Origin of the sequence: Aeromicrobium senzhongii (assembly GCF_014334735.1) — a bacterium.
Classification (GTDB): Bacteria; Actinomycetota; Actinomycetes; order Propionibacteriales; family Nocardioidaceae; genus Aeromicrobium; species Aeromicrobium senzhongii.
The window spans coordinates 2,311,288-2,334,706 of the sequence record NZ_CP060587.1 but is presented as its reverse complement, the minus strand read 5'-3'; the positions used below and the strand labels follow the sequence as shown (position 1 = coordinate 2,334,706).

General features: G+C 70.8%; 19 protein-coding genes and 1 tRNA gene. 13 read left to right on the top strand and 7 right to left on the bottom strand.

The features are described from left to right. The first annotated feature begins 286 nt into the window (after positions 1-286). Positions 287-853, top strand: coding sequence for a M48 metallopeptidase family protein (locus H9L21_RS11505; protein WP_255467040.1), 567 nt, complete (start codon positions 287-289; stop codon positions 851-853). Here H9L21_RS11505 and H9L21_RS11500 read toward each other — a convergent pair. Continuing rightward, positions 777-1,349, bottom strand: a complete 573-nt coding sequence (locus H9L21_RS11500; protein WP_187411477.1) for an NUDIX hydrolase — start codon at positions 1,347-1,349, stop codon at positions 777-779. The two genes, H9L21_RS11505 and H9L21_RS11500, sit on opposite strands and share 77 nt — an antisense overlap. After that, positions 1,346-2,662, bottom strand: coding sequence for a zinc-dependent metalloprotease (locus H9L21_RS11495; protein ID WP_154596774.1), 1,317 nt, complete (start codon positions 2,660-2,662; stop codon positions 1,346-1,348). The genes H9L21_RS11500 and H9L21_RS11495 overlap by 4 nt, the downstream gene beginning before the upstream one ends. 99 nt (positions 2,663-2,761) lie before the next feature. Here H9L21_RS11495 and H9L21_RS11490 point away from each other — a divergent pair, with 99 nt between their 5' ends. The 3 genes from H9L21_RS11490 (at position 2,762) to H9L21_RS11480 (ending at position 7,356) form a co-directional block, all read left to right on the top strand. Continuing rightward, the gene (locus H9L21_RS11490) at positions 2,762-3,832 is read left to right on the top strand and encodes a YlbL family protein (protein ID WP_154596775.1); all 1,071 of its coding nucleotides are present in this window, start codon (positions 2,762-2,764) and stop codon (positions 3,830-3,832) included. After that, positions 3,825-4,370 carry a PPA1309 family protein gene (locus H9L21_RS11485; protein ID WP_222865775.1) on the top strand — a complete coding sequence of 182 codons (546 nt, stop codon included), beginning with the start codon at positions 3,825-3,827 and terminating at the stop codon, positions 4,368-4,370. The genes H9L21_RS11490 and H9L21_RS11485 overlap by 8 nt, the downstream gene beginning before the upstream one ends. Before the next feature lie 88 nt (positions 4,371-4,458). Continuing rightward, complete coding sequence (locus H9L21_RS11480) at positions 4,459-7,356, top strand: UPF0182 family membrane protein (RefSeq protein ID WP_187411476.1); 2,898 nt, start codon at positions 4,459-4,461, stop codon at positions 7,354-7,356. A 15-nt stretch (positions 7,357-7,371) separates the two neighbouring features. Here H9L21_RS11480 and H9L21_RS11475 read toward each other — a convergent pair whose 3' ends face one another. Both H9L21_RS11475 and poxB read right to left on the bottom strand, forming a co-directional pair. Beyond that, positions 7,372-7,839 carry an aminoacyl-tRNA deacylase gene (locus H9L21_RS11475; protein ID WP_154596776.1) on the bottom strand — a complete coding sequence of 156 codons (468 nt, stop codon included), beginning with the start codon at positions 7,837-7,839 and terminating at the stop codon, positions 7,372-7,374. Positions 7,840-7,846: 7 nt separating this feature from the next. Beyond that, on the bottom strand, positions 7,847-9,568 hold the full coding sequence (gene poxB / locus H9L21_RS11470) for a ubiquinone-dependent pyruvate dehydrogenase (protein ID WP_154596777.1): 1,722 nt from the start codon (positions 9,566-9,568) through the stop codon (positions 7,847-7,849). 120 nt (positions 9,569-9,688) lie between these two features. Between poxB and H9L21_RS11465 the strand changes: the two genes are divergently transcribed. Continuing rightward, positions 9,689-10,945: a PucR family transcriptional regulator gene (locus tag H9L21_RS11465; RefSeq protein WP_154596778.1), complete on the top strand. Its 1,257-nt coding sequence runs from the start codon at positions 9,689-9,691 to the stop codon at positions 10,943-10,945. Here H9L21_RS11465 and H9L21_RS11460 read toward each other — a convergent pair. Continuing rightward, positions 10,853-11,710, bottom strand: a complete 858-nt coding sequence (locus H9L21_RS11460) for an SDR family oxidoreductase (protein ID WP_154596779.1) — start codon at positions 11,708-11,710, stop codon at positions 10,853-10,855. The two genes, H9L21_RS11465 and H9L21_RS11460, sit on opposite strands and share 93 nt — an antisense overlap. Before the next feature lie 265 nt (positions 11,711-11,975). On the opposite strand from H9L21_RS11460, the gene H9L21_RS11455 reads away from it, so the two are divergent. The 5 genes from H9L21_RS11455 (at position 11,976) to H9L21_RS11435 (ending at position 16,987) form a co-directional block, all read left to right on the top strand. Further along, positions 11,976-12,716 carry an amino acid ABC transporter ATP-binding protein gene (locus H9L21_RS11455; protein ID WP_304518631.1) on the top strand — a complete coding sequence of 247 codons (741 nt, stop codon included), beginning with the start codon at positions 11,976-11,978 and terminating at the stop codon, positions 12,714-12,716. Beyond that, a complete protein-coding gene (locus tag H9L21_RS11450) occupies positions 12,713-13,363 on the top strand; it encodes an amino acid ABC transporter permease (RefSeq protein WP_154596780.1) in 651 nt (216 codons plus the stop codon). Before H9L21_RS11455 ends, H9L21_RS11450 begins: the two co-directional genes overlap by 4 nt. Next, a complete protein-coding gene (locus H9L21_RS11445; RefSeq protein ID WP_187411475.1) occupies positions 13,360-14,010 on the top strand; it encodes an amino acid ABC transporter permease in 651 nt (216 codons plus the stop codon). The genes H9L21_RS11450 and H9L21_RS11445 overlap by 4 nt, the downstream gene beginning before the upstream one ends. 17 nt (positions 14,011-14,027) lie before the next feature. Next, positions 14,028-14,873 carry a substrate-binding periplasmic protein gene (locus H9L21_RS11440; protein ID WP_154596782.1) on the top strand — a complete coding sequence of 282 codons (846 nt, stop codon included), beginning with the start codon at positions 14,028-14,030 and terminating at the stop codon, positions 14,871-14,873. Between the two features lie 92 nt (positions 14,874-14,965). After that, positions 14,966-16,987 carry an NADH:flavin oxidoreductase gene (locus tag H9L21_RS11435; protein ID WP_154596783.1) on the top strand — a complete coding sequence of 674 codons (2,022 nt, stop codon included), beginning with the start codon at positions 14,966-14,968 and terminating at the stop codon, positions 16,985-16,987. Positions 16,988-16,991: 4 nt separating this feature from the next. Here the strand turns inward: H9L21_RS11435 and H9L21_RS11430 are convergent, their stop codons facing one another. Next, positions 16,992-17,894: a LysR substrate-binding domain-containing protein gene (locus H9L21_RS11430; protein ID WP_154596784.1), complete on the bottom strand. Its 903-nt coding sequence runs from the start codon at positions 17,892-17,894 to the stop codon at positions 16,992-16,994. A gap of 119 nt (positions 17,895-18,013) precedes the next feature. Here H9L21_RS11430 and H9L21_RS11425 point away from each other — a divergent pair, with 119 nt between their 5' ends. The 3 genes from H9L21_RS11425 (at position 18,014) to H9L21_RS11415 (ending at position 22,228) form a co-directional block, all read left to right on the top strand. Continuing rightward, a complete protein-coding gene (locus tag H9L21_RS11425; RefSeq protein WP_187411474.1) occupies positions 18,014-21,457 on the top strand; it encodes a proline dehydrogenase family protein in 3,444 nt (1,147 codons plus the stop codon). A gap of 71 nt (positions 21,458-21,528) precedes the next feature. Continuing rightward, positions 21,529-21,605: transfer RNA gene (locus H9L21_RS11420), tRNA-Met, on the top strand. Positions 21,606-21,736: 131 nt separating this feature from the next. Further along, positions 21,737-22,228 (top strand): hypothetical protein, encoded by a 492-nt coding sequence (locus H9L21_RS11415; protein ID WP_154596786.1) that lies wholly within the window; start codon positions 21,737-21,739, stop codon positions 22,226-22,228. A gap of 3 nt (positions 22,229-22,231) precedes the next feature. On the opposite strand, the gene ald is transcribed toward H9L21_RS11415, so the two are convergent. Then, entirely contained in the window at positions 22,232-23,362 is a 1,131-nt protein-coding gene (ald, locus tag H9L21_RS11410) for an alanine dehydrogenase (RefSeq protein WP_187411473.1), read from the bottom strand. Between the last annotated feature and the right edge of the window lie 57 nt (positions 23,363-23,419).

Below are 23,419 nucleotides of genomic sequence, written 5' to 3'. Positions count from 1 at the left end.
AAACGGCTCCGAGCAAGGCTGAAGCCCCACCCGGCGCGCCTTCCCCTTGCGCGTCGGAGCAGGGCTTCAACACGGCTCAAGGTAGGCCTGATCCGGGCCGAGGTCAATGCTTTCCGGACAGGTCTGTCCACTGCCTGTGGACAACCTTGGGGACAACGTTGTGGGCCACGCCGGGGAAGGTGTGGGGACAGCTGTGGACAGCCCGGTGAATCGCGGCCTCCGGAGCCTGCTGACACCGCGTTGACCTGCACGGATGTGCCACGGCCCTGTGGATGAACGACGGGAGGTGACGGTCGTGCCGGCGCTCGGCCACGCCGCTGCCCGACGGGCGATCTACCGTGGTGCCATGGCCGAGATCGAGGTGCGTCGCAGCGCACGCAGGACCCGCACCGTCTCGGCCCGACGCGAGGGTGGCCGCACGATCGTCATGATCCCGGCGTCGATGAACGAACGCGAGGAGCGCCGGGCGGTCGCCGAGATGGTCGCCCGTCTCGACGCGCGCGACCGGCGTCGCTCGGTGGCGCGCTCCGACACGGCGCTCGAGGAGCGGGCCGCGCGCCTGGCCGCCCTGTACGTCCCCGAGGCGCCGGCGCCCGCGTCGGTGCGGTGGGTCACCAACCAGAACACCCGCTGGGGCTCGTGCACCCCGGTCGATCGCACCATCCGGCTCTCGCACCGCCTGCACGACATGCCCGATCACGTCGTCGACGCGGTCCTCGTGCACGAGTTGGCGCACCTGGTCGTCTCGGGCCACGGGCGTGACTTCGAGGCGATCGTCAGGCGCTTCCACCGGATGGACGAGGCGATGGGCTTCCTCGAAGGCGTGACCTGGCAGCAGCGACGAGACTCCTGACGGACGCGTCCGTCGGCTCGGGCAGGTGGTCCACGCGGAACCAGCGCACGTCGTCGGACTCCTCGGAGCACTGCGGCTCGGCGCCCTCAGGGGCGACGGCCACGAACTGCACGTCGAGGTGGTGGCCGCCCTCGTGGCACCGCACCGGGTGGCGCGAGAGCAGCAGGGGATCGGGATCGATGGTCAGCCCGGCGATCCCCGTCTCCTCCGTCGCCTCACGCAGGGCCGCTGCCGCGAGGGAGGGATCGGCCGACTCGCAGTGGCCGCCGGTCTGCAGCCACCGACCGAACTTCGGGTGCAGGACCAACGCCACGGCGCTGTGGTCGGCCGAGATCACCAGCGCGCTGGCGGTCACGTGATCGGGCGCGCAGGCGCGTGCCCCCGGCTCGTCGTGCGCCGTGGCGTACGACGAGAACAGCTCACGCAGTGCCTGCTGCTCGGCGTCGGGCGGCGACCAGGCCGCCAGCACGTGACGAATGTCGTCGGTCAGACTCACCGGGCGTCGTCGGTGCCGGGCTCATCGCCCGACTCGCCGTCACGGGACTCGTCCGAGGACAGCAGCTGCTGCAGGGCGGCGTCGAAGTCGGCGTCGCTCAACGCGCCGGTCTGCTTGTCGCAGAAGCCGAGCGGGTCGTCGAGGTCAGCGGACGTCGGCAACAGGTCCGGGTGACTCCACACGGTGTCGCGCGCCTCGGCGCCGCGTCGATCGCGCAGCGCGGACCAGAGGTTGGCGGCATCGCGCAGGCGACGGGGGCGCAGCTCCAGGCCGACCAGCGTCGCGAACGTCTCCTCGGCCGGGCCGCCGGAGGCGCGGCGACGCCGGAACGCCTCGGCCAGTGCGCCGGCCGCGGGCATGACGTCGGCGGTGGCCTGGGCGACGAGCTCGTCGACCCAGCCCTCGACCAGCGCCAGCAGCAGCTCGAGGCGCTCCTTGGCGCGCTCCTGCTCCGGCGTGGGCCGCGGGTCGAAGAGACCGCCCGAGAGCGCCTCCTGCATCGCCTGGGGGTTGCTGGGGTCGACCGATCGCATCTGCTCCTCGATCGCGGCCACGTCGATGCGGATGCCACGGGCGAAGTCCTCGATGGCGCCCAGGACGGCGGCGCGCAGCCACGTCGCGCGGGCGTAGAGGCGGTGGTGGGCGCTCTCGCGCAGCATCACGTAGAGCAGGACGTCGGCCTGCGTGGCCTCGAGGCCCTCGGCGAGCGCCGTGATGTTGTGCGGCAGCAGCGCCGCGGTGTGCTCGGGGCCGAGCGGGAGTCCGACCTCGGTCGAGGAGAGCACCTCGGTGGCCAGGGCGCCGATCGCCGAGCCGACCTGCTGGCCGAACATGGCGCCGCCGGCCTGGTTGAGCATCCCGACCAGGGGACCGGCCATGGCCTTGGCCTCGGGCGGGATCGCGTCCTCCATCGAGGCGACGACGTGCTGGGCCACGGGCTCGACCATGACCCGCCACGTGTCCATCGTGTGCTCGACCCACTCCGCGCGGCTCCAGGCCGCGGCCGAGGTCGCGCCCGCGGGCAGGTCGGTGACGCGGTCGAGCCACATCTCGGCCAGGCGCTGGGCGTCGGCGACGGCTCCGGTCTGACCGGTGTGCGGGCTGGGGTCCTCCCCGGCGGCCGCGACGGCGTGGCGGGCCACGTCGGCGGCGAGTCGGTAGTTCACGGTGCCCTCGTGCGGCTCGAACATCCGCTGCATCTGGGACATCATCTGGCCGAGGTCGAACTGACCCCCGCCCATCTGTCCGAACAGGCCCTCCAGGGGCGTGCCCTTGAAGGGGTTCTGCGGGTCCTCGCGAGGTTCCTCGGCCATGGACTCAGCCTAGGCGCTCGCGCCTGACGACATGTCCCGTGGCTCCCGCCCGCGGCATCGGCCCGGGCGACGGTTTCCGCACGGCCTTAGGGTGACGGTGTGTCATCCCCGATGCGCCTCAGCCGGCGCACGCTCACCCTCTCCGTCGGTCTCGCGCTCCTGACGGTGCTGACCTGTCTCGTGGCGTTCCTCCCGGTTCCGTACGTGACCATGCGCCCCGGGCCGGTGTTCAACACCCTCGGCGACCTGGACGGCAGGCCCATGCTCACGTTCGGCAAGGGCGTCCGTACCTACCCGACGGACGGCCGCCTGGACTTCACGACGGTGTCGGTGACGCGAGCGGAGTCCCGGATGTCGCTGAGCGGCGCGATCGAGGGCTGGCTCGACCCGGACGTGGCGGTCGTCCCCCACGACTTCGTCTATCCCGACCGTCAGACGAACGAGGAGTCCCGGGCCGAGGGAGCCGCCGAGCTGGCCAGCTCGCAGGACGCCTCCCGCGCCGCGGCGCTGAAGGCCGCCGGCCTCACCGTCGTCGAGTTGCCCAAGGTCGCCCAGGTCGTCGAGGGGGGCCCTGCCGAGGGCAAGCTGCAGGCCGGCGACCTCATCTTGACCGTCGACGGCCGCAAGGTCGCCGACCAGGAGGCGGTGGGGAAGGCGATCAGCGCTCGCAAGCCCGGCGCCGAGGTCACGATCGGCTACCGCCGTGACGGCAAGGACGGCACCGCGACCATCACCACGACCGAGATGCCCGACGACCCCGAGAAGGCTCGGGTCGGCATCTCCGTCGGCACCGGGTTCGAGTTCCCGATCGAGATCGAGAACCACATCGGCGACCGCGTGGGCGGCCCGAGCGCCGGCGCGATGTTCGCCCTGGCGATCTACGACGAGTTGACCCCCGGGGCACTCACCGGCGGGCAGAACGTCGCGGGAACCGGCACGATCGATCCGGACGGCAAGGTCGGGGCGATCGGCGGGGTCCGCCAGAAGATGGCCGGCGCCGCGAAGGCGGGTGCCGACATCTTCCTGGTGCCCGCGCAGAACTGTCAGGAGGCCACGGCCGGTGGTGACTTCGACATGACGCTGGTCAAGGTCGAGAAGTTGCAGGACGCGATCGACGCGGTGAGCGCGCTCGCGAAGAACCCGAACGCGAAGGTGTCGAGCTGTGAATGAACCCCGGTTGACCGTCAGCGGCGAGGGCATGGGCGAGGACTCGCCCGTGCGTCAGGCCGCCCTCGAGGTCGAGTCCCACGTCGACGGCGGTGGGTGGGACCAGCCGCCGCGCCTGTTCGCCCTGGTGCTGACCGCCGACCTGCTGGCCGCCCAGCCCGAGCTGGCCGACGATCTCGGCGACCCCGAGTCGTACACGCCGATCGAGCAGGAGCTCCCGCCCGGCCGCGAGGTCGAGGAGCTGTTGCCCGAGATCGGCTGGCCCGCCGAGGTGGGCGGGTGCGCCGTCGTCATGGAGCGGCTCACCCTGCCGGCCGACGCCCAGGACCAGGTTCCCGACGACCCGGCCGCAGCGATCGAGTTCGCCGCCGCGCACCCGGACCGTCAGGAGATGCGGATCGTCGCGGCGGTCCTGCGCGACGGCTCGGCCCACGTCGCGGTGCGCCCCCGGGATCCGGCCGACGCCCCGCTCATCGAGGGCCCCGGCGTTGTCCCGGGACTGGTCGAGATGCTGGCCGAGACGCTCGTCGAGGACGCCTGAGCCGTCGAGGCGATCACGCGCGCGACCCGGGTTCGTCCGCACCACGTAGGCTGGCGCCAGACCCACACTGCCGTGAGCCAGGAGAACCGTGAGCGACATCTTCGGATCGACACCCCCTCGACGCGACCCCGAATCGCGTTCTGATCGTGGACGTCGTGTCCTGATCCCGACGATCGTCACCCTGGCGGTGCTGCTCGTCGCCGGGTCGCTGTTCGTCAGTCTGTGGACCGAGCGCCTCTGGTACCGCTCGGTGGACTTCCAGGGCGTCTTCACGACCGTCCTGCTCACCCGCTCCGCCCTGTTCGTGGCGTTCGCGGTGTTCGGCGCCCTCGTGATCGGCGTGAACGTCTGGCTCGCGCACCGCAACCGCCCCAACCCGCTGGGGCTGCGCCGTGACGACCCGGCCGCCCGGTACCGCATGGCCATCACGCCGATCGCCCGCTGGGCGCTGCTCGCGGTCGCGCTCTTCGTGGGCCTGTTCTCGGGCATCATCGGCAGCAGCCGCTGGGAGACCTTCCAGCTCTGGCTCAACGGCGAGTCGTTCGGTCGCAAGGACCCGCACTTCGGCAAGGACGTGGGCTTCTACGTCTTCGACATGCCGTGGCTGCAGTTCATCGTGTCCTACCTGTTCGCGCTGCTGCTCATCACGGCCATCGCGGTGGCGTTCGTCCACTACGTGTTCGGTGGGATCCGCCTGGCGAACAAGGGCCCGAAGTTCAGCCGTGCCGCCCAGATCCAGGTGGCCGTGCTGATCGGCCTGGCGATGCTCGTGCGCGCGGCCAACTACTGGCTCGACCGCTACGCGATGGCCTACGACAACTCGGGCCTGTTCGACGGCATCACGTACACCGCGGCCAACGCCGAGATCCCGGCCAAGAACATCCTCATGGTCGTCGCGATCCTGTGCGCCCTGATGTTCTTCTCGACGATCTTCCTGGGCTCGTGGACGCTGCCCGCGCTGGGCCTGGGCCTGTGGTTCCTGACCTCGCTGCTGATCGGCGCCGCCTGGCCCGCGATCATGCAGCAGTTCCAGGTCAACCCCTCCGAGCCGGACCGCGAGGGCCCGTACCTGGAGGAGAACATCAAGGGCACCCGCGAGGCCTTCGGGGTCGCGGACGTCGGGACCAACGACTACTCCGCCAAGACCGAGCTGACCCCCAAGGAGCTGAGCGCCTCGGCCGAGTCGCGCGTCAGCACCCGTCTGCTCGACCCGACGCTGATCTCGCCGGCGTTCCAGCAGCTGCAGCAGGTGCGCGGCTACTACACGGTCCCCAAGACGCTCGACGTCGACCGCTACGCCCTGGGCGACAACCCGCAGCCGCAGGACGTCATCATCGCGGCGCGCGAGGTCGACCTCGAGGGCCTGCAGGCCACGCAGCGCACCTGGTCGAACGACCACACGGTCTACACGCACGGCTACGGCGTGATCGCCGCGTACGGCAACAAGCGCGGCTCGCAGGGCGAGCCGGTGTGGGTCGCCAAGGACATCCCGCCCACCGGCGACCTGAAGTTCGACGGCCCGCCGCGGATCTACTTCGGCGAGAGCTCGCCCTCGTACTCGATCGTGGGTCGCCCGGACGACGCGGCACCGATCGAGGTCGACACGCCGCGTGGCGGCGCCTCCGACGACGAGGAGGCCGGTGACTCCACGGCCAACACGTACGACGGCAAGGGCGGCGTCGAGATGGGCTCGCTGTTCCGTCAGGTGCTGTACGCGTTCAAGTTCGCCGAGCCGAAGATCGTGCTGTCGGACCGCGTCAACGAGAACTCCAAGATCATCTACGACCGTCACCCCCGCGAGCGCGTCCGCAAGGTCGCCCCGTGGCTGACGCTCGACGGCGACACCTACCCGGCCGTCGTCGACGGCAAGGTCGTGTGGATCGTCGACGGCTACACGACCAGCAACACCTACCCGTACTCGGAGTCGCGCTCGCTGGCCACGGCGACCAGTGACACGCTGACCGAGGGCGCCAGCCAGATCGCGCTGCCGACCGACCAGGTCAACTACATGCGCAACTCGGTCAAGGCCGTGGTCGACGCGTACGACGGCACCGTCACGCTCTACGAGTGGGACACCGAGGACCCGATCCTGAAGACGTGGTCCAAGGTCTTCCCCGACGCGGTCGAGCCGAAGTCCAAGATCACGCCCGCGCTGCTGCAGCACCTGCGCTACCCGGTCGACATGTTCAAGGTTCAGCGCGATGTGCTCAGCCGCTACCACGTGACGAACGCCCAGACGTTCTACGAGGACGGCGAGCGCTGGAAGATCCCCGAGGACCCGTCCGCGGCCGGCAGCACCAAGCAGCCGCCGTACTACCTGTCGACGAGCGGGCCCGGCGACGCGTCGCCGAAGTTCAGCCTGACCTCGGTGTACCTGCCGAACAACCGTCAGAACCTGGCCGCGTTCATGAGCGTGAACTCCGAGGCGTCCGACGTCGAGAACTACGGCAAGCTCGAGATCCTCGAGTTGCCCAGTGACACGCGCGTCGGTGGTCCCAACCAGATCGCGGCACAGTTCGAGTCCGACGCGGGCGTTCGCGCGGCGCTGCTGCAGTACGAGCAGTCGCAGAACACGCGGATCCTCCGAGGCAACCTGCTGACGCTGCCGGTCAGCGGCGCGATGCTCTACGTCCAGCCGATCTACATCCAGCGTGTCGGCGAGGGCTCCTACCCGGTGCTCCAGCTGATCACCGCGACGTTCGGTGACGGCGTGGGTGTCGGTCAGACCCTCGACGAGGCGCTGCGCGTGGCACTGGGCCTGGAGGAGGGCACCACGCCCGAGGCCGAGCCCGCGCCCGAGGGCGGTGGCGAGGCCGGCGGTGCCCCGGCACCGGCCAAGACGGCCGAGCAGTACCTCTCGGACGCGTCGCGCTACTACGACCAGGCCCAGGCCGCGCTCGAGGACGGCGACCTGGCCACGTACCAGGCGCGCATCGACGACATGGCCGAGGCGCTGGCCGCGGCGCAGCGCGAGCTGGAGAAGTAGGACCCGGTCCCGCCGCTAGTCGGTGGGGGAGTCGGTGACATCGGCGACGGTGGCGCCCAGGACGTCGATCACGTCCTGGGCCCGCACCGTCACCGAGACGCCGTGGGCCCCGCCGCCGAGCGAGATCGTGCCGGTCACGTGCTGGTCCGCGATCACGGGCCAGGCGTGGGTCGACCCGAACGGCGTGATCGTGCCTCGCTCGTAGCCCGTCGCCGCGAACGCGTCCTCGGGTGAGGGCATCGACAACCGCGAGACGCCCAGGACGCGGCGCAGCTTCGGCCAGTCGATCTGGCGGTCGCCGGGGACGAGCACGAACAGGTGATCGTCGTCCCCGCGCCGCACGACGAGCGTCTTGACGATCCGGTCGGGGTCGACGCCCCGCGCGGCGGCCGCCTCGGCGAGGGAGCCGACCTGCCCGTGGCGGGTCACGGTGTAGTCGATTCCCGCCGCGTCCAGGGCGGCGGTCACGCGGTCCTCGGTCATCGTCCGATCAGAACACCTGACGCAGGTTCGCGCGAGCCAGGTCGAGGATCTCGTCACCGCGCCCGGACATCACGGTGCGCATGGCGTAGAGCGAGAAGCCCTTGATCTGCGTGGCGTTCACCGACGGCGGGATCGTGACCTCCTGGCGCTCGGTGACGACGTTCACCAGCGCGGGCCCGTGGTGGGCGAACGCCTCGGCCAGTGCCGGCGCGAGGTCCTGGGAGCGGTCGACGCGCAGGGCGCGCAGTCCGATGGCCTCGGCCACCCGGGCCAGGTCGGGGTTCTGCAGGCCCGTGCCCCAGTTGACGAAGCCGGCCGCCTTCATCTCCAGCTCGACGAAGTTCAGGGAGCTGTTGTCGAAGACCACGATCTTCACCGGAAGGTTCAGCTGCACCAGCGTGATGAGCTCGCCGAGCATCATCGTCAGGCCCCCGTCGCCGGCCATGGCGACGACCTGGCGGCCGGGGTGGGCGGCCTGGATGCCGATCGCCTGGGACACGGCGTTGGCCATCGAGCCGTGGCTGAACGACCCGATCAGACGGCGCCTGCCGTTCATCCGGACGTAGCGGGCGGCCCACATGACCGGCGATCCGACGTCCGGCACGAACACCGCGTCGTCGTTCGCGATCTCGTCGATCGTGCGCGCGACGTACTGCGGGTGCTGGTCGCGCCCCTCCTTGACGGGTCCGGCCAGCTCGTCGAGCTTCTCGCGGGTCTTCTCGTAGTGCGCGACGGAGTCGTCGACGTGGGTGCGGTCGTCCTTGTGGTCGAGCAGCTCCTGCAGGGCCGGTGCCGTGTCGCGGACACTGCCGACCAGGCCGAGGTCCAGCGGCACCCGCCGGCCGAGTTGCTCGCCGCGCACGTCGATCTGGATGATCGTCTTCTCCCGCGGGAGGAAGTCGGGGTACGGGAAGTCGGTGCCCAGCATCAGCAGCGCGTCGCACGCCTCGATGGCGCGGTACCCGGACGCGAAGCCCAGCAGGCCCGTCATGCCGACGTCGAAGGGGTTGTCGTACTCCAGGTACTCCTTGCCGCGCATCGCGTGGACGATGGGCGCACCCAGGTGGTCGGCCAGGGCGACGACCTCGTCATGGGCACCGGCGCAGCCGGCCCCGGCCAGGATGGTGACCCGGCCGGCCCGGTCGAGCAGGTCGGCGGCACGCTGCAGGTCCGCGGGTGAAGGGGTCACGACGGGGTCGGTCGGGCGCAGGATCGTGACGGTCTCGTCGGTGGCCTCGGTGAGCGCGACGTCGCCGGGGATCACCAGGACGGCCACGCCCTGCTTCTCGATCGCCGTCTGCATGGCGATCCGCAGCAGTCGCGGCATCTGCGAAGGGCTGGAGACGTTCTCGACGAACACGCTGCACTCGCGGAACAGCTCCGTCGGATGGTTCTCCTGGAAGTAGTTGGACCCGATCTCCGAGGTCGGGATGTGCGCGGCGATCGCCAGCACGGGCACGCGCGAGCGATGGGCGTCGTAGAGGCCGTTGATCAGGTGCGTGTTGCCCGGTCCGCAGCTGCCCGCGCACACCGCGATCCGGCCGGTGGTCGCCGCCTCGGCACCGGCGGCGAAGGCTGCGGCCTCCTCGTGGCGGACGTGCATCCACCTGATTCCCGAGTTGCGCAGGGCGTTCGTGAAGCCGTTGAGTGAGTCGCCCGGGATCCCGTAGACCCGCTCCACGCCGTTGGCCTCGAGCGTGTCGACGATGTTCCTCGCGATGGTGACCATGTCTCACGGTAGGCCGGGGCCACCCCTGACACATCTTGGGAAGTGGCCGGGGTCACAGGGGTTTCTCGGGGGCCCGATGCCTCCTCGGGACCCTGCGCGGCGCTCCTCCATACTGTGGGCATGTCCGTCCTGCAGGATCTCGCCGACGAGCTGACGATCCGGCTCGCCGCGCCCGTCGGGATCTCGGACCTCACGCTGGCCCATCTGGCCGCCGGCCCGCACCCCCTCAACGTCGACTGGATGCGGCGCGAGTCGCTGTTGAGCCGGGCCGCTCCGCGCAAGTCGCAGGAGTACTACGCGGCCCTGGGCGTCCGACCCTCGATGACCGGGCCGTTGCACACGCCCGAGGACGTCGAGAACGGCGTCTCGGCACGCTGGGTCGTCCCGGCGCGGTGGAGCGGGCGGACGTACGGCTACATCTGGATCATCGACGAGAACGGCACGTCCGTCCCGCAGTCGGACATCGAGGACCTGACGGACTACGCCGAGCGGATCGCGGAGACGATCCACCGGCGTACGTCCCGGTTGCGCGATCGCGCGAGCAGCGTGCGCGACCTGCTGCTGAGCAACCGTCGTGGTCACCTGGACACCGCGGGCTGGCTCTACGACGTCGCGGGATACCCCCAGGGACCGGTCGCCGTGCTGGTCATGAGCCTGACCGGCGACGTCGACACGGCCAACCTGCCGATCAGCATCCTGGACGGTCCGCTGCCGCGAGCGGTGCCGGGCGAGGTGTGGCGGTTCGTGGACCAGCGCCGCGCGGTGATGCTGCTGCCGCCCGAGACGGTCACGCGCCGGGGCGCCACCGAGCGGGTGGCCGAGCACGCGAAGCAGGTCACCGAGACCGAGCTCGATGCGCCTGGCTCGGTGGTCATCGGGATCGGCGATCCCGTCGCGAACCTCTACGAGGCCTCGACGAGCTTCCGCCAGGCGCGGCTGGCCGTGCGGGCGCTCACGGCCTTCGACACCCTGCCGCGGATCCAGTCCTGGAGCGACCTGGGGGCCCTGCGCGCGGTCGTCTCGATCCCCGACGAGCTCCTCGACGACGCGATCCCGCCGGGGGTCGCGATGCTGCAGGAGGAGTCGCCGTTCCTGGCCGAGACACTCGATGCGTACTTCGCCACCGGCTGCAGCGTGCCCGACACCTGTCGGCTGCTGTCGATCAGCCGCGGCACCGTGTACTACCGGCTGCAGCGCGCCGAGACGATCTCGGGCCTGTCCCTCAAGGACGGTGCCGACCGCATGACGCTGCAGGTCGGGCTGGCCGTCATGCGCCTGCGCGACTCAGGTCAGCAGACCCACGTCAGCTCCGAGCGAGTCGTCTCCGAGGTCGTGGGAGCCCGGGGCCTTCACCAGATACCCCGCATCGATCGGTAGCGACGCGCCGGTCACGTAGCGCGAGCGGTCGGACATCAGCCACAGGACCGCGTCGGCCACGTCCTGGGCCTCGATCCACCCGGTCGGCAGCGCGTGCCCCGACCGGTAGAGGGCCTGTTGCGCCTCGCCGCCCATGCGGGCGGTGTGTGCGGGGTTGTTGATCATCGGGGTGTCCACCGAGGTCGGCAGGACGCAGTTGACGCGGATCCGCTCGGGCCCGAGTTCCTGCGCCAGTGATCCGGCGAGTCCGACGACGCCGAACTTGCTGGCGCTGTAGGCCGACCACCCGGCAGCCGCGCGCTCGCCGTTGACCGAGCTGTTGATCACGATCGAGCCGCCCTCGCCCCCGGCCCGGATGGCGGGGGCGACGGCGCGCACGGTGTTCCAGACCCCCGTCAGGTTGACGGCGATGGTCTCGTGCCAGTGCTGGTCGTCGCCCGTCACGGTCTCGCCCGGGTAGAGGACGCCGGCGTTCGCGAACAGGCCGTCGATCCGGCCGTAGCGCAGCATCGCGGCGTCGACGGCCCGTGCCACCGAGGCGGTGTCGGTGACGTCCGCCTCCGCCGTCCAGATCTCGCCGTCGCCGACGGGCATGACGTGACCGGGTCCGGGAGCCTCGGCCACCCGGCGGGCCAGCGCCACCACGGCGGCTCCCGCCTGCGCCAGGGTCAGGCACGTGGTCCATCCGATCCCGCCGGCGGCCCCCGTGACGACCGCGATCCGCCCGGACAGGTCCAGTCCGGTGTTGCCCACGTCGTTCGTCATTGCAGCGACGCTAGTTCGCCGTGCGGCGCCGGGGTCAGGGGCAGGTGTTCAACTATGCGACCCCTCCGACTGCACATCTGTTCAGGAGCGGGGGGTCTTTGAACGCCTGTCCCAAGGGTGAGTCGTCGATTCTGCACGTCTGCATGATGAGACACCCGTCTCATCATCCGTACGTTGAGCGCACTGTCCGCGACCAACGGGAGCACGACGCGTGAACGATCGACGAGCAAGCCTCGCCAGGAACACCCCGGGAGCGACCCCGCTGGTGAGTATCGAGGGCCTGACCAAGTCCTACGGCGACCACGTCGTCCTCGATGACATCGCCCTGGACGTCTACCCCGGCGAGGTCGTCGCGCTGATCGGCCCCAGTGGTGCCGGCAAGAGCACCCTGCTGCGGTGCATCAACTACCTGGAGACGCCCAGTTCGGGCACGATCTCGATCACGGGTGAGCCGGTCGCGGCCGTCCCGAGCAAGCCGACCAAGGCCGAGCTTCTGGCCGTCCGCCGGCGCACCGGCATGGTCTTCCAGGGCTTCCACCTGTTCCCGCACCTGTCGGTGCTGCGCAACGTCACCCTGGCCCAAGAACTCGTCCTCGGGCGCAAGCCGCAGGAGGCCCGCGAGGTCGCCCTGAAGCTGCTGGACCGGGTCGGCCTGGCCGCCAAGGCCGACGCCAAGCCGATGCAGTGCTCCGGCGGCCAGCAGCAGCGCATCGCGATCGCGCGTGCCCTGGCCCTCGACCCGGTCGTCATGCTGTTCGACGAGCCGACCTCCGCCCTCGACCCCGAGGTCGGCCAGGAGGTGCTCGCCGTCATGCGCGAGCTGGCCGACCAGGGCACCACGATGATCGTCGTCACCCACGCCATGGGCTTCGCCCGCAAGGTCGCCGACCAGGTCGCGGTGCTCGCCCACGGGGCGATCGTCGAGCAGTCGCACCCCGACGAGCTCTTCACCCGGCCGCAGCACGCCGTGACCCGACGATTCCTCGAAGCGGTGGCCGAGCAGTGAACGCGGACTGGGGACTCATCGTCTCCACGGTGCTCGAGGGTGTCGGGGTCACGGTCCTGCTCACGGTCGTCTCGATGGCGCTCGCGCTGGTGCTGGGCTTCCCGGTCGCGCTCATGCGGGTGTCGCGCATCGCTCCGCTGCGCTGGGTCGGCACGTCCTACGTCGAGGTCGTCCGCGGCGTCCCGGTCATCGCCTGGATGCTGCTGCTGTTCTACGGCCTGGCCAACCTCACCGGCTCCGAGCCGATCCCGACGGCCATCATCGCGCTGACACTCGTGGCCACCGCCTACGTCGCCGAGAACTACCGGGCCGCGCTGCTGAGCGTGCCGGTGGGGCAGTGGGAGGCCGCGCAGGCCCTGGGCCTCAAGCGCTCCCAGCTGTTCTGGCGGATCATCGCGCCCCAGGGCATCGCGGTCGCCATGGCGCCGTGCGCGACCTATGCGATCGGTCTGCTCAAGGAGTCGGCGTTCGCCTCGGTGATCGGCGTGAGCGACGTGTCCTTCCAGGCGCTCAACCTCGCCAACGGCGGGCAGCCCGCGCTGGCGGCCTTCCTGGTCGCCGGTGCCGTGTACCTCGTGCTCAGCCTGCCGATCGCCGCATCCTCGCGATGGCTGGACGCGACCCTGCGCCGAAGGAGTGCGGCATGACCACCGACGACCTGATGATCTTGCTCGGCGGCCTGAAGCTCAGCGCCTGGTACGCCGTCCTGTCGATCGCGACGGGCCTGCCGCTCGGCCTGGTCCTGGGCCTGCTGGGCACCGCCCCGAGCCGCCTCGTCCGCTGGACGACGCTGGCCGTGGTCGAGCTGCTGCGCGGCCTGCCGCTGCTCGTGGTGGTCTATCTCATCTACTTCGGCCTGCCGTCGATCGACGTCGTGCTCGACGCCGGACCGGCCCTGGTCACGGGCCTGGCGATCAGCGCCGCCGCCTACACCTCGGAGATCTTCCGGGTCGGCATCCTCGACGTCCCGAACGGGCAGCGGGAGGCGGCGCGCAGCCTGGGGTTGACCGGGTGGCACGAGTTGCGCCACGTGGTGCTGCCGCAGGCACTGTCGATCGTGCGACTGCCCGTGATCTCGTTCGCCGTGCTGATCTTCCAGTACACCGCCATCGGGTTCGCGATCGGTCTGCCCGAGCTGTTGGCCCGCTCGTACGGCATCGGCTCGGTCACCTTCGACTACCTGACGGTCTTCCTCGTCGCCGGCGGGTTCTACGCCGCCGTCTCGATCGTCGCCTCCGCCCTGATCCACGTGCTGCGGCGCGACAAGTCCGGTCCGGCAGTCCTGCCGGCCTGATCCCCCCAAGGAGAACCATGAAGCGCATCACCCGTACGTTCGGCCTGGCGCTGGGCGCCGTCGTCAGCCTGTCGGCACTGGCCGCCTGCGGCTCGGACGACGCAGCCTCCACCGTCGCGGACGACTGCGAGCCCATCGCCAAGGTCGAGACGGTCAAGGACGGCACGCTGACCGCGGCCATCGCGAACTTCCCGCCCTACATCGGGGCGAAGGACGGCCAGCCGACCGGCATCGACGGTGAGTTGCTCAAGAAGGTCGCCGCCGACCTGTGCCTGGAGCTGAAGGCCCAGAGCACGTCGTTCCCCGGCGTCGTGAGCGCCCTGGACACGGGCAAGGCGGACCTGTCGGCCGGGTCGTGGACCGTGAACGACGAGCGTCGCGCGAAGTACGAGCTCTCCGACCCGGTCTACCTCTCGCTGATGTCGGTCGGCTCGAAGGACGGCTGGGACACGATCGAGCAGCTCGAGGGCAAGAAGGTCGGCACCACGACGGGCTACCTGTTCACCGGGGAGGCCCAGAAGGCGCTCGGCGCGGACAACGTGAAGCTCTACCAGAGCGAGCAGGCCGTCTACGACGATCTGAAGGCCGGTCGCATCGACGCGGGACTGTTCACCGAGGGTGCCCTGGCCGGCTACCTGACCGCCGACGGCAACCCGGCGAAGATCAAGAACGAGGTCATGCAGGAGACCCCCAAGATCGCCATGACGACCGGCACCGACGCGACCGTCGTGATGATCCGCAAGGGCGCCACGGACCTGCGCGACGCGGTCAACCAGGTGCTCGCCGAGTACCAGTCGTCCGGTGAGCTGGCCAAGAACCTGGAGAAGGCCGGCATCTCCGAGCAGTCCGCCATCAACGGCTGACCCACCCCCCAGACCGCCAGGGCGGGGTCGCGCCCCCGAGCGACCCCGTCCTGGCTTCCCCTGTCCTTTTCCTCTTCCCCGGAAGGCCCCGCATGTCCGACCCGCTGCTCGAACCCTTCACCCTCAAGGGATTGACGCTGAAGAACCGCATCTTCAGCACGGCCCACGCCCCGGCGGGCTTCGTGGGGCCGGAGGGGCCGGGCCTGCGCTACGCCCTCTACCAGGAGGAGAAGGCGCGCGGCGGGATCGGCCTGACGATGTTCGGCGGGTCGAGCTTCGTGTCGGCGGACTCGCAGACCTCGTTCGGATCGATCGACGCCAGCACCGACGCCGTCCTGCCGTTCTACGAGGACGTCGCGCAGCGGGTGCATCGCCACGGGGCGGCGACGATGGTGCAGCTGACCCACTTCGGGCGCCGCGGCTGGGACGCGTCCGGTCCGTGGCTGCCGACCGTCAGCCCTTCGGGGATCCGTGAGCGCGCCCACCGCAGCTATCCCAAGCCGATGGAGGACTTCGACTTCCCGCGGGTCATCGCCGACTACGCCGCGGCGGCCGGCCGGGCCCGGCGCGGCGGTCTCGACGGGGTCGAGCTGGCCGGTCTGGCCGGTCATCTGATCGACCAGTTCCTCGCGCCGCGCTCGAACCTGCGCGACGACCGCTACGGCGGCTCGCTGGAGAACCGCGTGCGCTTCCTGCTCGAGGTGCTCGAGGCGGTCCGCGCCGAGGTGGGAACGGACTACGTCGTGGGTGTGCGGCTGCCCGGGGACGAGGGTGCGAAGGGCGGCATCGAGCCCGACGAGGCCGTCGAGATCGCCCGGCTCGTGGCGGGCTCGGGGCACGTGGACTACCTCAACATCATCTACGGCGGCGGGTTCACCCACCGCGAGCTGTCGGACATCATGCCGCCGACGGGGCGTGAGCTCGGTGCCCACCTCCCGGTCGCCGGGCGGATCCGCGAGGCCGTGCCGGTCCCGGTGTTCCACGCCGGACGCGTGGCCGACCTGGCCACCGCGCGCCACGCGCTGCGCGAGGGGTACGTCGACCTCGTCGGCATGACGCGGGCCCACATCGCCGACCCGCACATCGTCGCCAAGATCGAGCGCGGCGAGGAGGATCGGGTCCGGCCGTGCGTCGGCGCCAGCTTCTGCCTCAACACGGAGATGTTCTGCATCCACAACCCGGCGACCGGCCGCGAGGAGACGATCCCGCAGCTGATCACCCCGGCACGTGACCGGCGCCGGGTGGTCGTCGTGGGCGGCGGTCCCGGCGGTCTGGAGGCCGCCCGCGCCAGTGCCGAGCGCGGCCACGACGTGATCTTGTTCGAGGCGTCCGACACCCTCGGCGGACAGGTCGTCCCGATGTCGAAGGTGCACCGCCAGTCCGAGAAGCGCTCGATCACCGAGTGGCTGGCCGCCGAGGCGCGGATGGCGGGCGCGACGCTCAGGACCGGCACCTACGTCGAGGCCGCCGACGTGCTGGCCCAGGATCCCGACGTCGTCATCATCGCGACCGGAGGGATGGCCGACCCGACCCTGCCCGAGGGAGGGGAGCGGTTCGTCGTGTCCAGCGCCGACGTCCTGGGGCGTGCCCCCGTCGCGGGCAAGCAGGTCGTGGTCTACGACGAGCACGGCGACGAGCACGCGCTCTCGGCGGTCGAGCACCTGCTCGGCCAGGGCAACGAGATCGAACTGGTGACCTCCGATGCCGAGGTCGGCCTGGACATCGTGCACACGGTGCGTCCGGACTTCATGAAGATGCTCTACAACGGCGGCGTGGCGATCACGCCCGACCTGGTCCTGCAGGGCGTGCGCAAGGACGGCGGCGAGCTGGTCGCGACGTTCGCCAACGACTACACCGGCGAGCGGATCGAGAAGCGGGCCGACGTCGTGGTGGTCGAGCAGGGGACCGTTCCGATCAGCGAGGTCTACGACGAGCTGCGCGAACGCTCGGCCAACCGCGGACAGCTCGACATCGACGCCTTCGTGCGGGGTGAGCGCCAGCGGGTCGTGCGCACCGACGGCGACTTCGAGCTCTACCGGATCGGCGACGCGGTCTCGAGTCGCGGCGTCCATGCGGCCATCTTCGATGCCCGCCGGCTCTGCATGAACCTGTGACCGGTCAGGACTGACCCTCGGCCACCGCCCGCGACAGCGCCTGGCGCGTCGCGGCCACGCCGGGGGAGTGGGCCGACGCGCGCCGTGCGGACGTGAAGATCGTGCGGTGCGGTCGGCCCTCGAGTCGGTGCAGGGTCACCGCGGGACGGCGGTTCTGCCACAGCAGGTCGGGCAGCAGCGCCACCGCGTGCCCGGACTCGATGAGGCTGATCTGCGCCTGCAGGTCGGCGGTCTCGTACCGGACGTCGGGCTCGAAGCCCGCGACCCGGCACGCCTGCTCGGCGAAGTGCCGCGAGGCCACGCCCGGTGGCTCCATGACCCACGGCGCGTCCGCCGCCTCGGCGATCGACGTGATGTCGCCGAACCGGTTTCCGGCCGGCGGGACCGCGAGACGCACCTCGTCGGTCGTGAGGTCGACGGCGTCCAGCTCGGGGTGCCACGGGGTGTTGTGGCCGGGGTACTTCTCGGCGATGACCAGGTCGAACTCGCGCGCCCACGTCTCGTAAAGCGCCGACTCCGGTTCGCGCTGGGTCATCGTGACGCGCAGCCTCGGGTGCTCGGTCTCGAGGATCGACAGCGTCGCCGGCATCAGCGCGAGCGCGACGGACTGGAACACGGCCAGGCGGAACGTGCCCGTGGCCTCGTCGAGGGATGCGGCCAGGTCGGACTCCGCACGCTCCAGTCGCTCGAGGACCGCGGAGGTGTGCTCGACCAGGATCTCGGCCTGCGGCGTCAACTGGACGCGGCGGCCGACCTTGCGCAGCAGCTCGACCCCGACCTCCTGTTCCAGCAGCGACAGCTGCTGCGAGACCGAGGACGGGCTCTGGTGCAGCGCCGCCGCGACGCTGGCGAGGGTGCCGCGGATCTGCAGCTCGCGCAGGAGGCGCAACCGGCGAACGTCGAGCATGGGCAATCCTTCACTGGATCTGATCGATATCGGTCACAAAAGATCGCTTTACCTTAACTGGCGCGGATCTCACACTGGGCAGCAGACCTTGTTCCCCCCGAAGTCCGGAAGGCAGCACCGTGATCGACGACGTGACCCAGCACCCATCCCCGAGCGCGCCCGACCCGCTGGCGCAGGAGTCGGTCGAGCTCGTGAGGCGCTGGCTGGCGGAGTCCGCCGACGTGCCCGCGGACAAGGCCGGCGCCCAGTTGGCGGGCCTGCTCAAGGACCCGAAGGGCCTGGACTTCACGGTCGGATTCATCGACGGGGTCATCCGGCCCGAGGACCCGCGGATCGCCGCGCGGAACTTCGCCTCGCTGGCGTCGGACGTGCCGGCGTTCCTGCCCTGGTACCTGCGCAACGCCGTGCGTCTGGGCGCGCTCGCCGGCCGCTTCGTGCCGCGGCTGGTCATCCCGATCGTGCAGCGGGCGCTGCGGTCGCTCGTGGGGCACCTGATCGTCGACGCGACCGACGCGAGGCTGGGCCGCAGCATCGCGAAGATCCGCCGCGACGGTGTGGGCCTGAACATCAACCTGCTCGGCGAGGCCGTCCTGGGCGAGCGCGAGGCCGCGCGACGACTGAAGGGCACCCACGACCTGCTGGCCCGGCCGGACGTCGACTACGTGTCGATCAAGGTCTCCGCGACGGTGCCGCCGCACTCGCCGTGGGCGTTCGACGAGGCCGTCGAGCACGTCGCGGAGAACCTCATGCCGCTGTACCGCCAGGCCGCCGACGCGCCGTCGCCGAAGTTCATCAACCTGGACATGGAGGAGTACCACGACCTCGACCTGACGATCGCGGTCTTCACCAAGATCCTCGACACGCCGGGGCTGGAGCACCTCGAGGCCGGCATCGTGCTCCAGGCGTACCTGCCGGACTCGATGCGCGCCATGATCCACCTGCAGGAGTGGTCGGCCGCTCGCCGGGCGCGCGGGGGAGCGGGCATCAAGGTGCGCGTCGTGAAGGGCGCCAACCTGCCCATGGAGCGCGTCGACGCCGCGGTGCACGGTTGGCCGCTGGCCACGTGGTCGAGCAAGCAGGAGTCGGACACCAACTACAAGCGCGTCCTGGACTACGCGATGCACCCCGAGCGCATCGCCAACGTGCGGATCGGCGTGGCCGGCCACAACCTCTTCGACCTGGCGCACGCGTGGCTGCTGGCCGGTCAGCGCGGGGTCCGCGACGGCGTCGAGATCGAGATGCTGCTGGGCATGGCCCAGAGCCAGGCCGAGGTCGTGCGTCGTGACGTCGGCGGCCTGCTGCTGTACACGCCGGTGGTGCACCCGAAGGACTTCGACGTCGCGATCGCGTACCTGATCCGTCGACTCGAGGAGGGCGCAAGCCACGACAACTTCATGTCGGCGGTCTTCGAGCTGAACGAGAACCACGAGCTGTTCGAGCGCGAGAAGAACCGCTTCCTCGCGTCGTTGGCCGCGCTGGACGACTCCGTGCCCGCGCCCAACCGGACGCAGGACCGCTCGGCGCCCGTGCAGGAGCCGCCGGCGGGTGCGCCGTTCGAGAACACCCCCGACACCGATCCGTCGCTGCCGGCCAACCGCGCGTGGGGTCGCCGGATCCTGTCGCGGGTGGAGGGCTCGGCCCTCGGTGAGGACCTCGTCAAGGAGCACACCCTGACCGACGCCGACGCGCTGGAGTCGGTCGTCGCCTCGACGGTCGTCGCGGGTGACGCCTGGGGCCGTCGCCCCGCGGCCGAGCGCGCCGAGATCCTCGAGCGGGCCGCCCTGCGCCTGGAGGAGCGCCGCGCCGACCTGCTGGAGGTCATGGCGTCCGAGGCGGGCAAGACCCTCGACCAGGGCGATCCGGAGGTGTCGGAGGCGATCGACTTCGCGCGCTACTACGCCCACCTCGCCCGTGGTCTCGACGACGTCGACGGCGCCACGTTCGTGCCCTCGCGCCTCACCGTCGTGACGCCGCCGTGGAACTTCCCGGTGGCGATCCCTGCGGGCTCGACGCTGGCCGCGCTGGCCGCGGGCTCCGCGGTGGTGATCAAGCCGGCGCCGCAGGCCGCGCGCTGCGGCTCGGTCATGGTCGAGGCGCTGTGGGAGGCCGGTGTCCCGCGCGAAGCGCTGCAGCTGGTCCACGTGGAGGAGTCCGACCTCGGCCGGCGGCTGGTCTCGGACCCCCGTGTCGACCGCTTGATCCTGACCGGTGCGTACGAGACGGCCGAGCTGTTCCGCAGCTTCCGTCCCGACCTGCCGCTGTTGGCCGAGACGAGCGGGAAGAACGCCATCGTCGTCACGCCCTCGGCGGACTTCGACCTGGCCGCCAAGGACATCGCGGCCTCGGGCTTCGGACACGCGGGCCAGAAGTGCTCGGCATCGTCGCTGGTGATCCTCGTCGGCTCCGTCGCCACGTCGAAGCGGTTCCGCGAGCAGCTGGTCGACGCGGTGACGTCGCTGACGGTCGGTTGGCCGTCCGACCCGCAGACGCAGATGGGCCCGTTGATCGAGCCGGCTTCCGGCAAGCTGCTGCGCGGACTGACGACGCTCGACGCGGGGGAGTCCTGGCTCGTGGAGCCGCGGAAGCTGGACGACGCGGGGCAGCTGTGGTCCCCGGGCATCCGGACGGGCGTGAAGCGTGGCTCGACGACCCACCTGACCGAGTACTTCGGACCGGTGATGGGCATCATGACCGCCGAGACGATCGAGGAGGCGCTCGAGATCCAGAATCAGGTCGACTACGGCCTGACCGCGGGCCTGCACGCGCTCGACCCGGCGGAGATCGCCGTGTGGCTGGACGGGGTCCAGGCGGGCAACCTCTACGTGAACCGCGGCACCACCGGCGCCATCGTGCGGCGCCAGCCGTTCGGCGGCTGGAAGAAGTCGGCGATCGGCGCCGGCACGAAGGCCGGCGGCCCGCACTACCTGTTCGGTCTGGGCGAGTGGGCCCCGGCGCGATCGACCGCGGACGACAGCATCGATCCCCGTGTCGAGCGGCTGCTGCAGGCCGCGCGTGAGGCGCACGTCCCGGCCGACGAGGTGAGCTACCTCGAGCGGTCGTTCCGCAGCGATGCCGCCGCCTGGCGTGAGGAGTTCGGCACGGCGCGCGACGTCTCGGCGATCTTCGCCGAGCGCAACATCCTGCGGTACGTCCCGACGCGCGTGCACATCCGGCTGGCGTCCGACGCCTCCCTGTCCGAGGGCCTGCGCGTCATCGGTGCGGGGCTGGCTGCGGGTGGGCCGCTGCAGGTCTCCTCGGCCTTCGAGGTGCCCGATGCGGTCCGGACCGCACTGCGCGGCTTCGGTGTCTCCGTGATGGTCGAGGACGACGCCACGTGGGCCGCGGTGGCGTCGTGCCTGACCGATGGGCGCGTGCGCCTGGTCGGTGGCAGTCGCTCGGCCCTCGCCGAGCAGACGGGCGGCAAGCCGGACCTCGCCATCTGGGCGCACCGCCCGACCGAGGCCGGGCAGGTCGAGCTGCTGCCGTTCGTCCACGAGCAGGCCGTCAGCATCACCGCGCACCGGTTCGGCACGCCGAACCACCTCACCGACGCCCTGATCTGAGGCCGTGAGGAGGGGGTGGGGGACCCCGATTTGGGTTCCTCCCACCCCCTCCGGTAACGTTGGTCAGGCAACGCGGGGTGGAGCAGTTCGGTAGCTCGCTGGGCTCATAACCCAGAGGTCGCAGGTTCAAATCCTGCCCCCGCTACCACGAAGATCAGGCCCGGAATCCACTGGATTCCGGGCCTGACGCTTTCCCCCCGTGTATCCGTGCGCACGACTCGCGCCTCCCCGGTACTGCCGGTCCCCGACGGACCGCCTCGTACTCCAGGAGGATCTCCCATGGCCACTGCATCCGACCTCGTCCGGGCCCTTGCCCGCGGTCGCGTCTCCTTGTCGGACTTCGACAGGCTCGAGTTCATCGCCACCCTCGACGAGCGCGTGTTCGAGCTCATCGGGGGCGGACCCCAAGGTCTGCGCACGGGACGTCTCAGCCGCGTCGCTCTCAACCCCCAGCCCCTCCCGCCCGCCGAGTCCGGCCGGCTCCTGCTGGCGCTGATGGCGCGCGGCATCATCATCGTCAGCGGCCGTGACGAGGGAGCCCAGCGTGCTTTCCTCGAGGACATCGAGGACTGGTGCGGCACCGGCTGGCCCCGGCGGTGGCCGCGTCCCAAGCCCGGGCCGTTCCCGGACCCGCGCCAGGAGCTCGATCCGTCGGTGCTGCTCGGTGGGGCGCTGGCAGCGGCCGAGCTGGCCGCGAGCTACCCCGCCGGGGAGATGCAGGATCTCTTCGAGAAGGCGGCCGACCAACTGACCGAGGCGGCGCTGCGCTGACTCTCAGGCGGAGGCAAGCACCGTGTCGACGTCCGTCGACGTCAGCCCGACGGCTGCGGCCACGGCGGCGTTGGTCAGCTCGCCGGCGTACGTGTTGAGTCCTTGGGCCAGGCCGGCATCGGCGCGCATCGCGTCGACCCAGCCGTGGCCGGCCAGCGCGATCGTGTAGGGCAGGGTCGCGTTGGTCAGGGCGTAGGTCGAGGTGTTCGGGACGGCTCCGGGCATGTTCGCGACGCAATAGAACGTCGAGTCGTGGACCGGGAAGGTCGGGTGCGCGTGGGTGGTCGGCCGTGAGTCCTCGAAGCACCCGCCCTGGTCGATCGCGATGTCGACGAGGACCGATCCGGGCTTCATCCGCGACACCAGCTCGTTGCCGACCAGCTTCGGGGCGGCGGCGCCGGGCACCAGCACCGCGCCGATCACGAGGTCGGCCTCGAGCACCTGTTGCTCGATCGCCAGCTCGGACGAGGCGAGGCCGTGCACGCGGTTGTCATAGCGCCAGAAGCTCATCCGCAGCTTGTCCAGATCGGTGTCGAGGATGGTCACGTCGGCGCCCATTCCGAGGGCGATGTTGGCGGCGTTCTGGCCCGAGACCCCGGCTCCGATGATGACGACCTTCGCATTGGCCACTCCGCCGACCCCGCCGAGCAGGACTCCCCGGCCGCCTTGGGCCTTCATCAGTGAGTGGGCTCCGACCTGCGGCGCGAGGCAGCCCGCCACCTCGCTCATGGGGTAGAGCAACGGCAGGCGGCCGGCGGCGTCCGTGACCGTCTCGTAGGCCACGGCGGTGACCCGCCGTGCGAGCAGCTCCTCGGTCAACAGCCGGTCGGCAGCCAGATGCAGGTAGGTGAAGAGCGCCTGGCCCTCGCGGATGCGGTGGTACTCCTCGGGCACGGGCTCCTTGACCTTCAGCACCAGGTCGACGCCGCCATCGGTGCCCCACGCCGACTCCGCGTCGGGGACGATCGTGGCGCCGGCCGCGACGAAGTCGTCGTCGCTGATCGTCGATCCGGCGCCGGCACCGGCCTGGACGACCACCTCGTGCCCTCGGCTCGTGAGCTCGCGCACGCCCAGCGGGGTGATCGCCACCCGGTACTCGTGGTTCTTGATCTCTTGAGGAACACCGATCTTCACGGCCGCGGCCTTTCGTCGTCATGTGACTCAAACCACACGCTACGCCGAAGGTCGCCG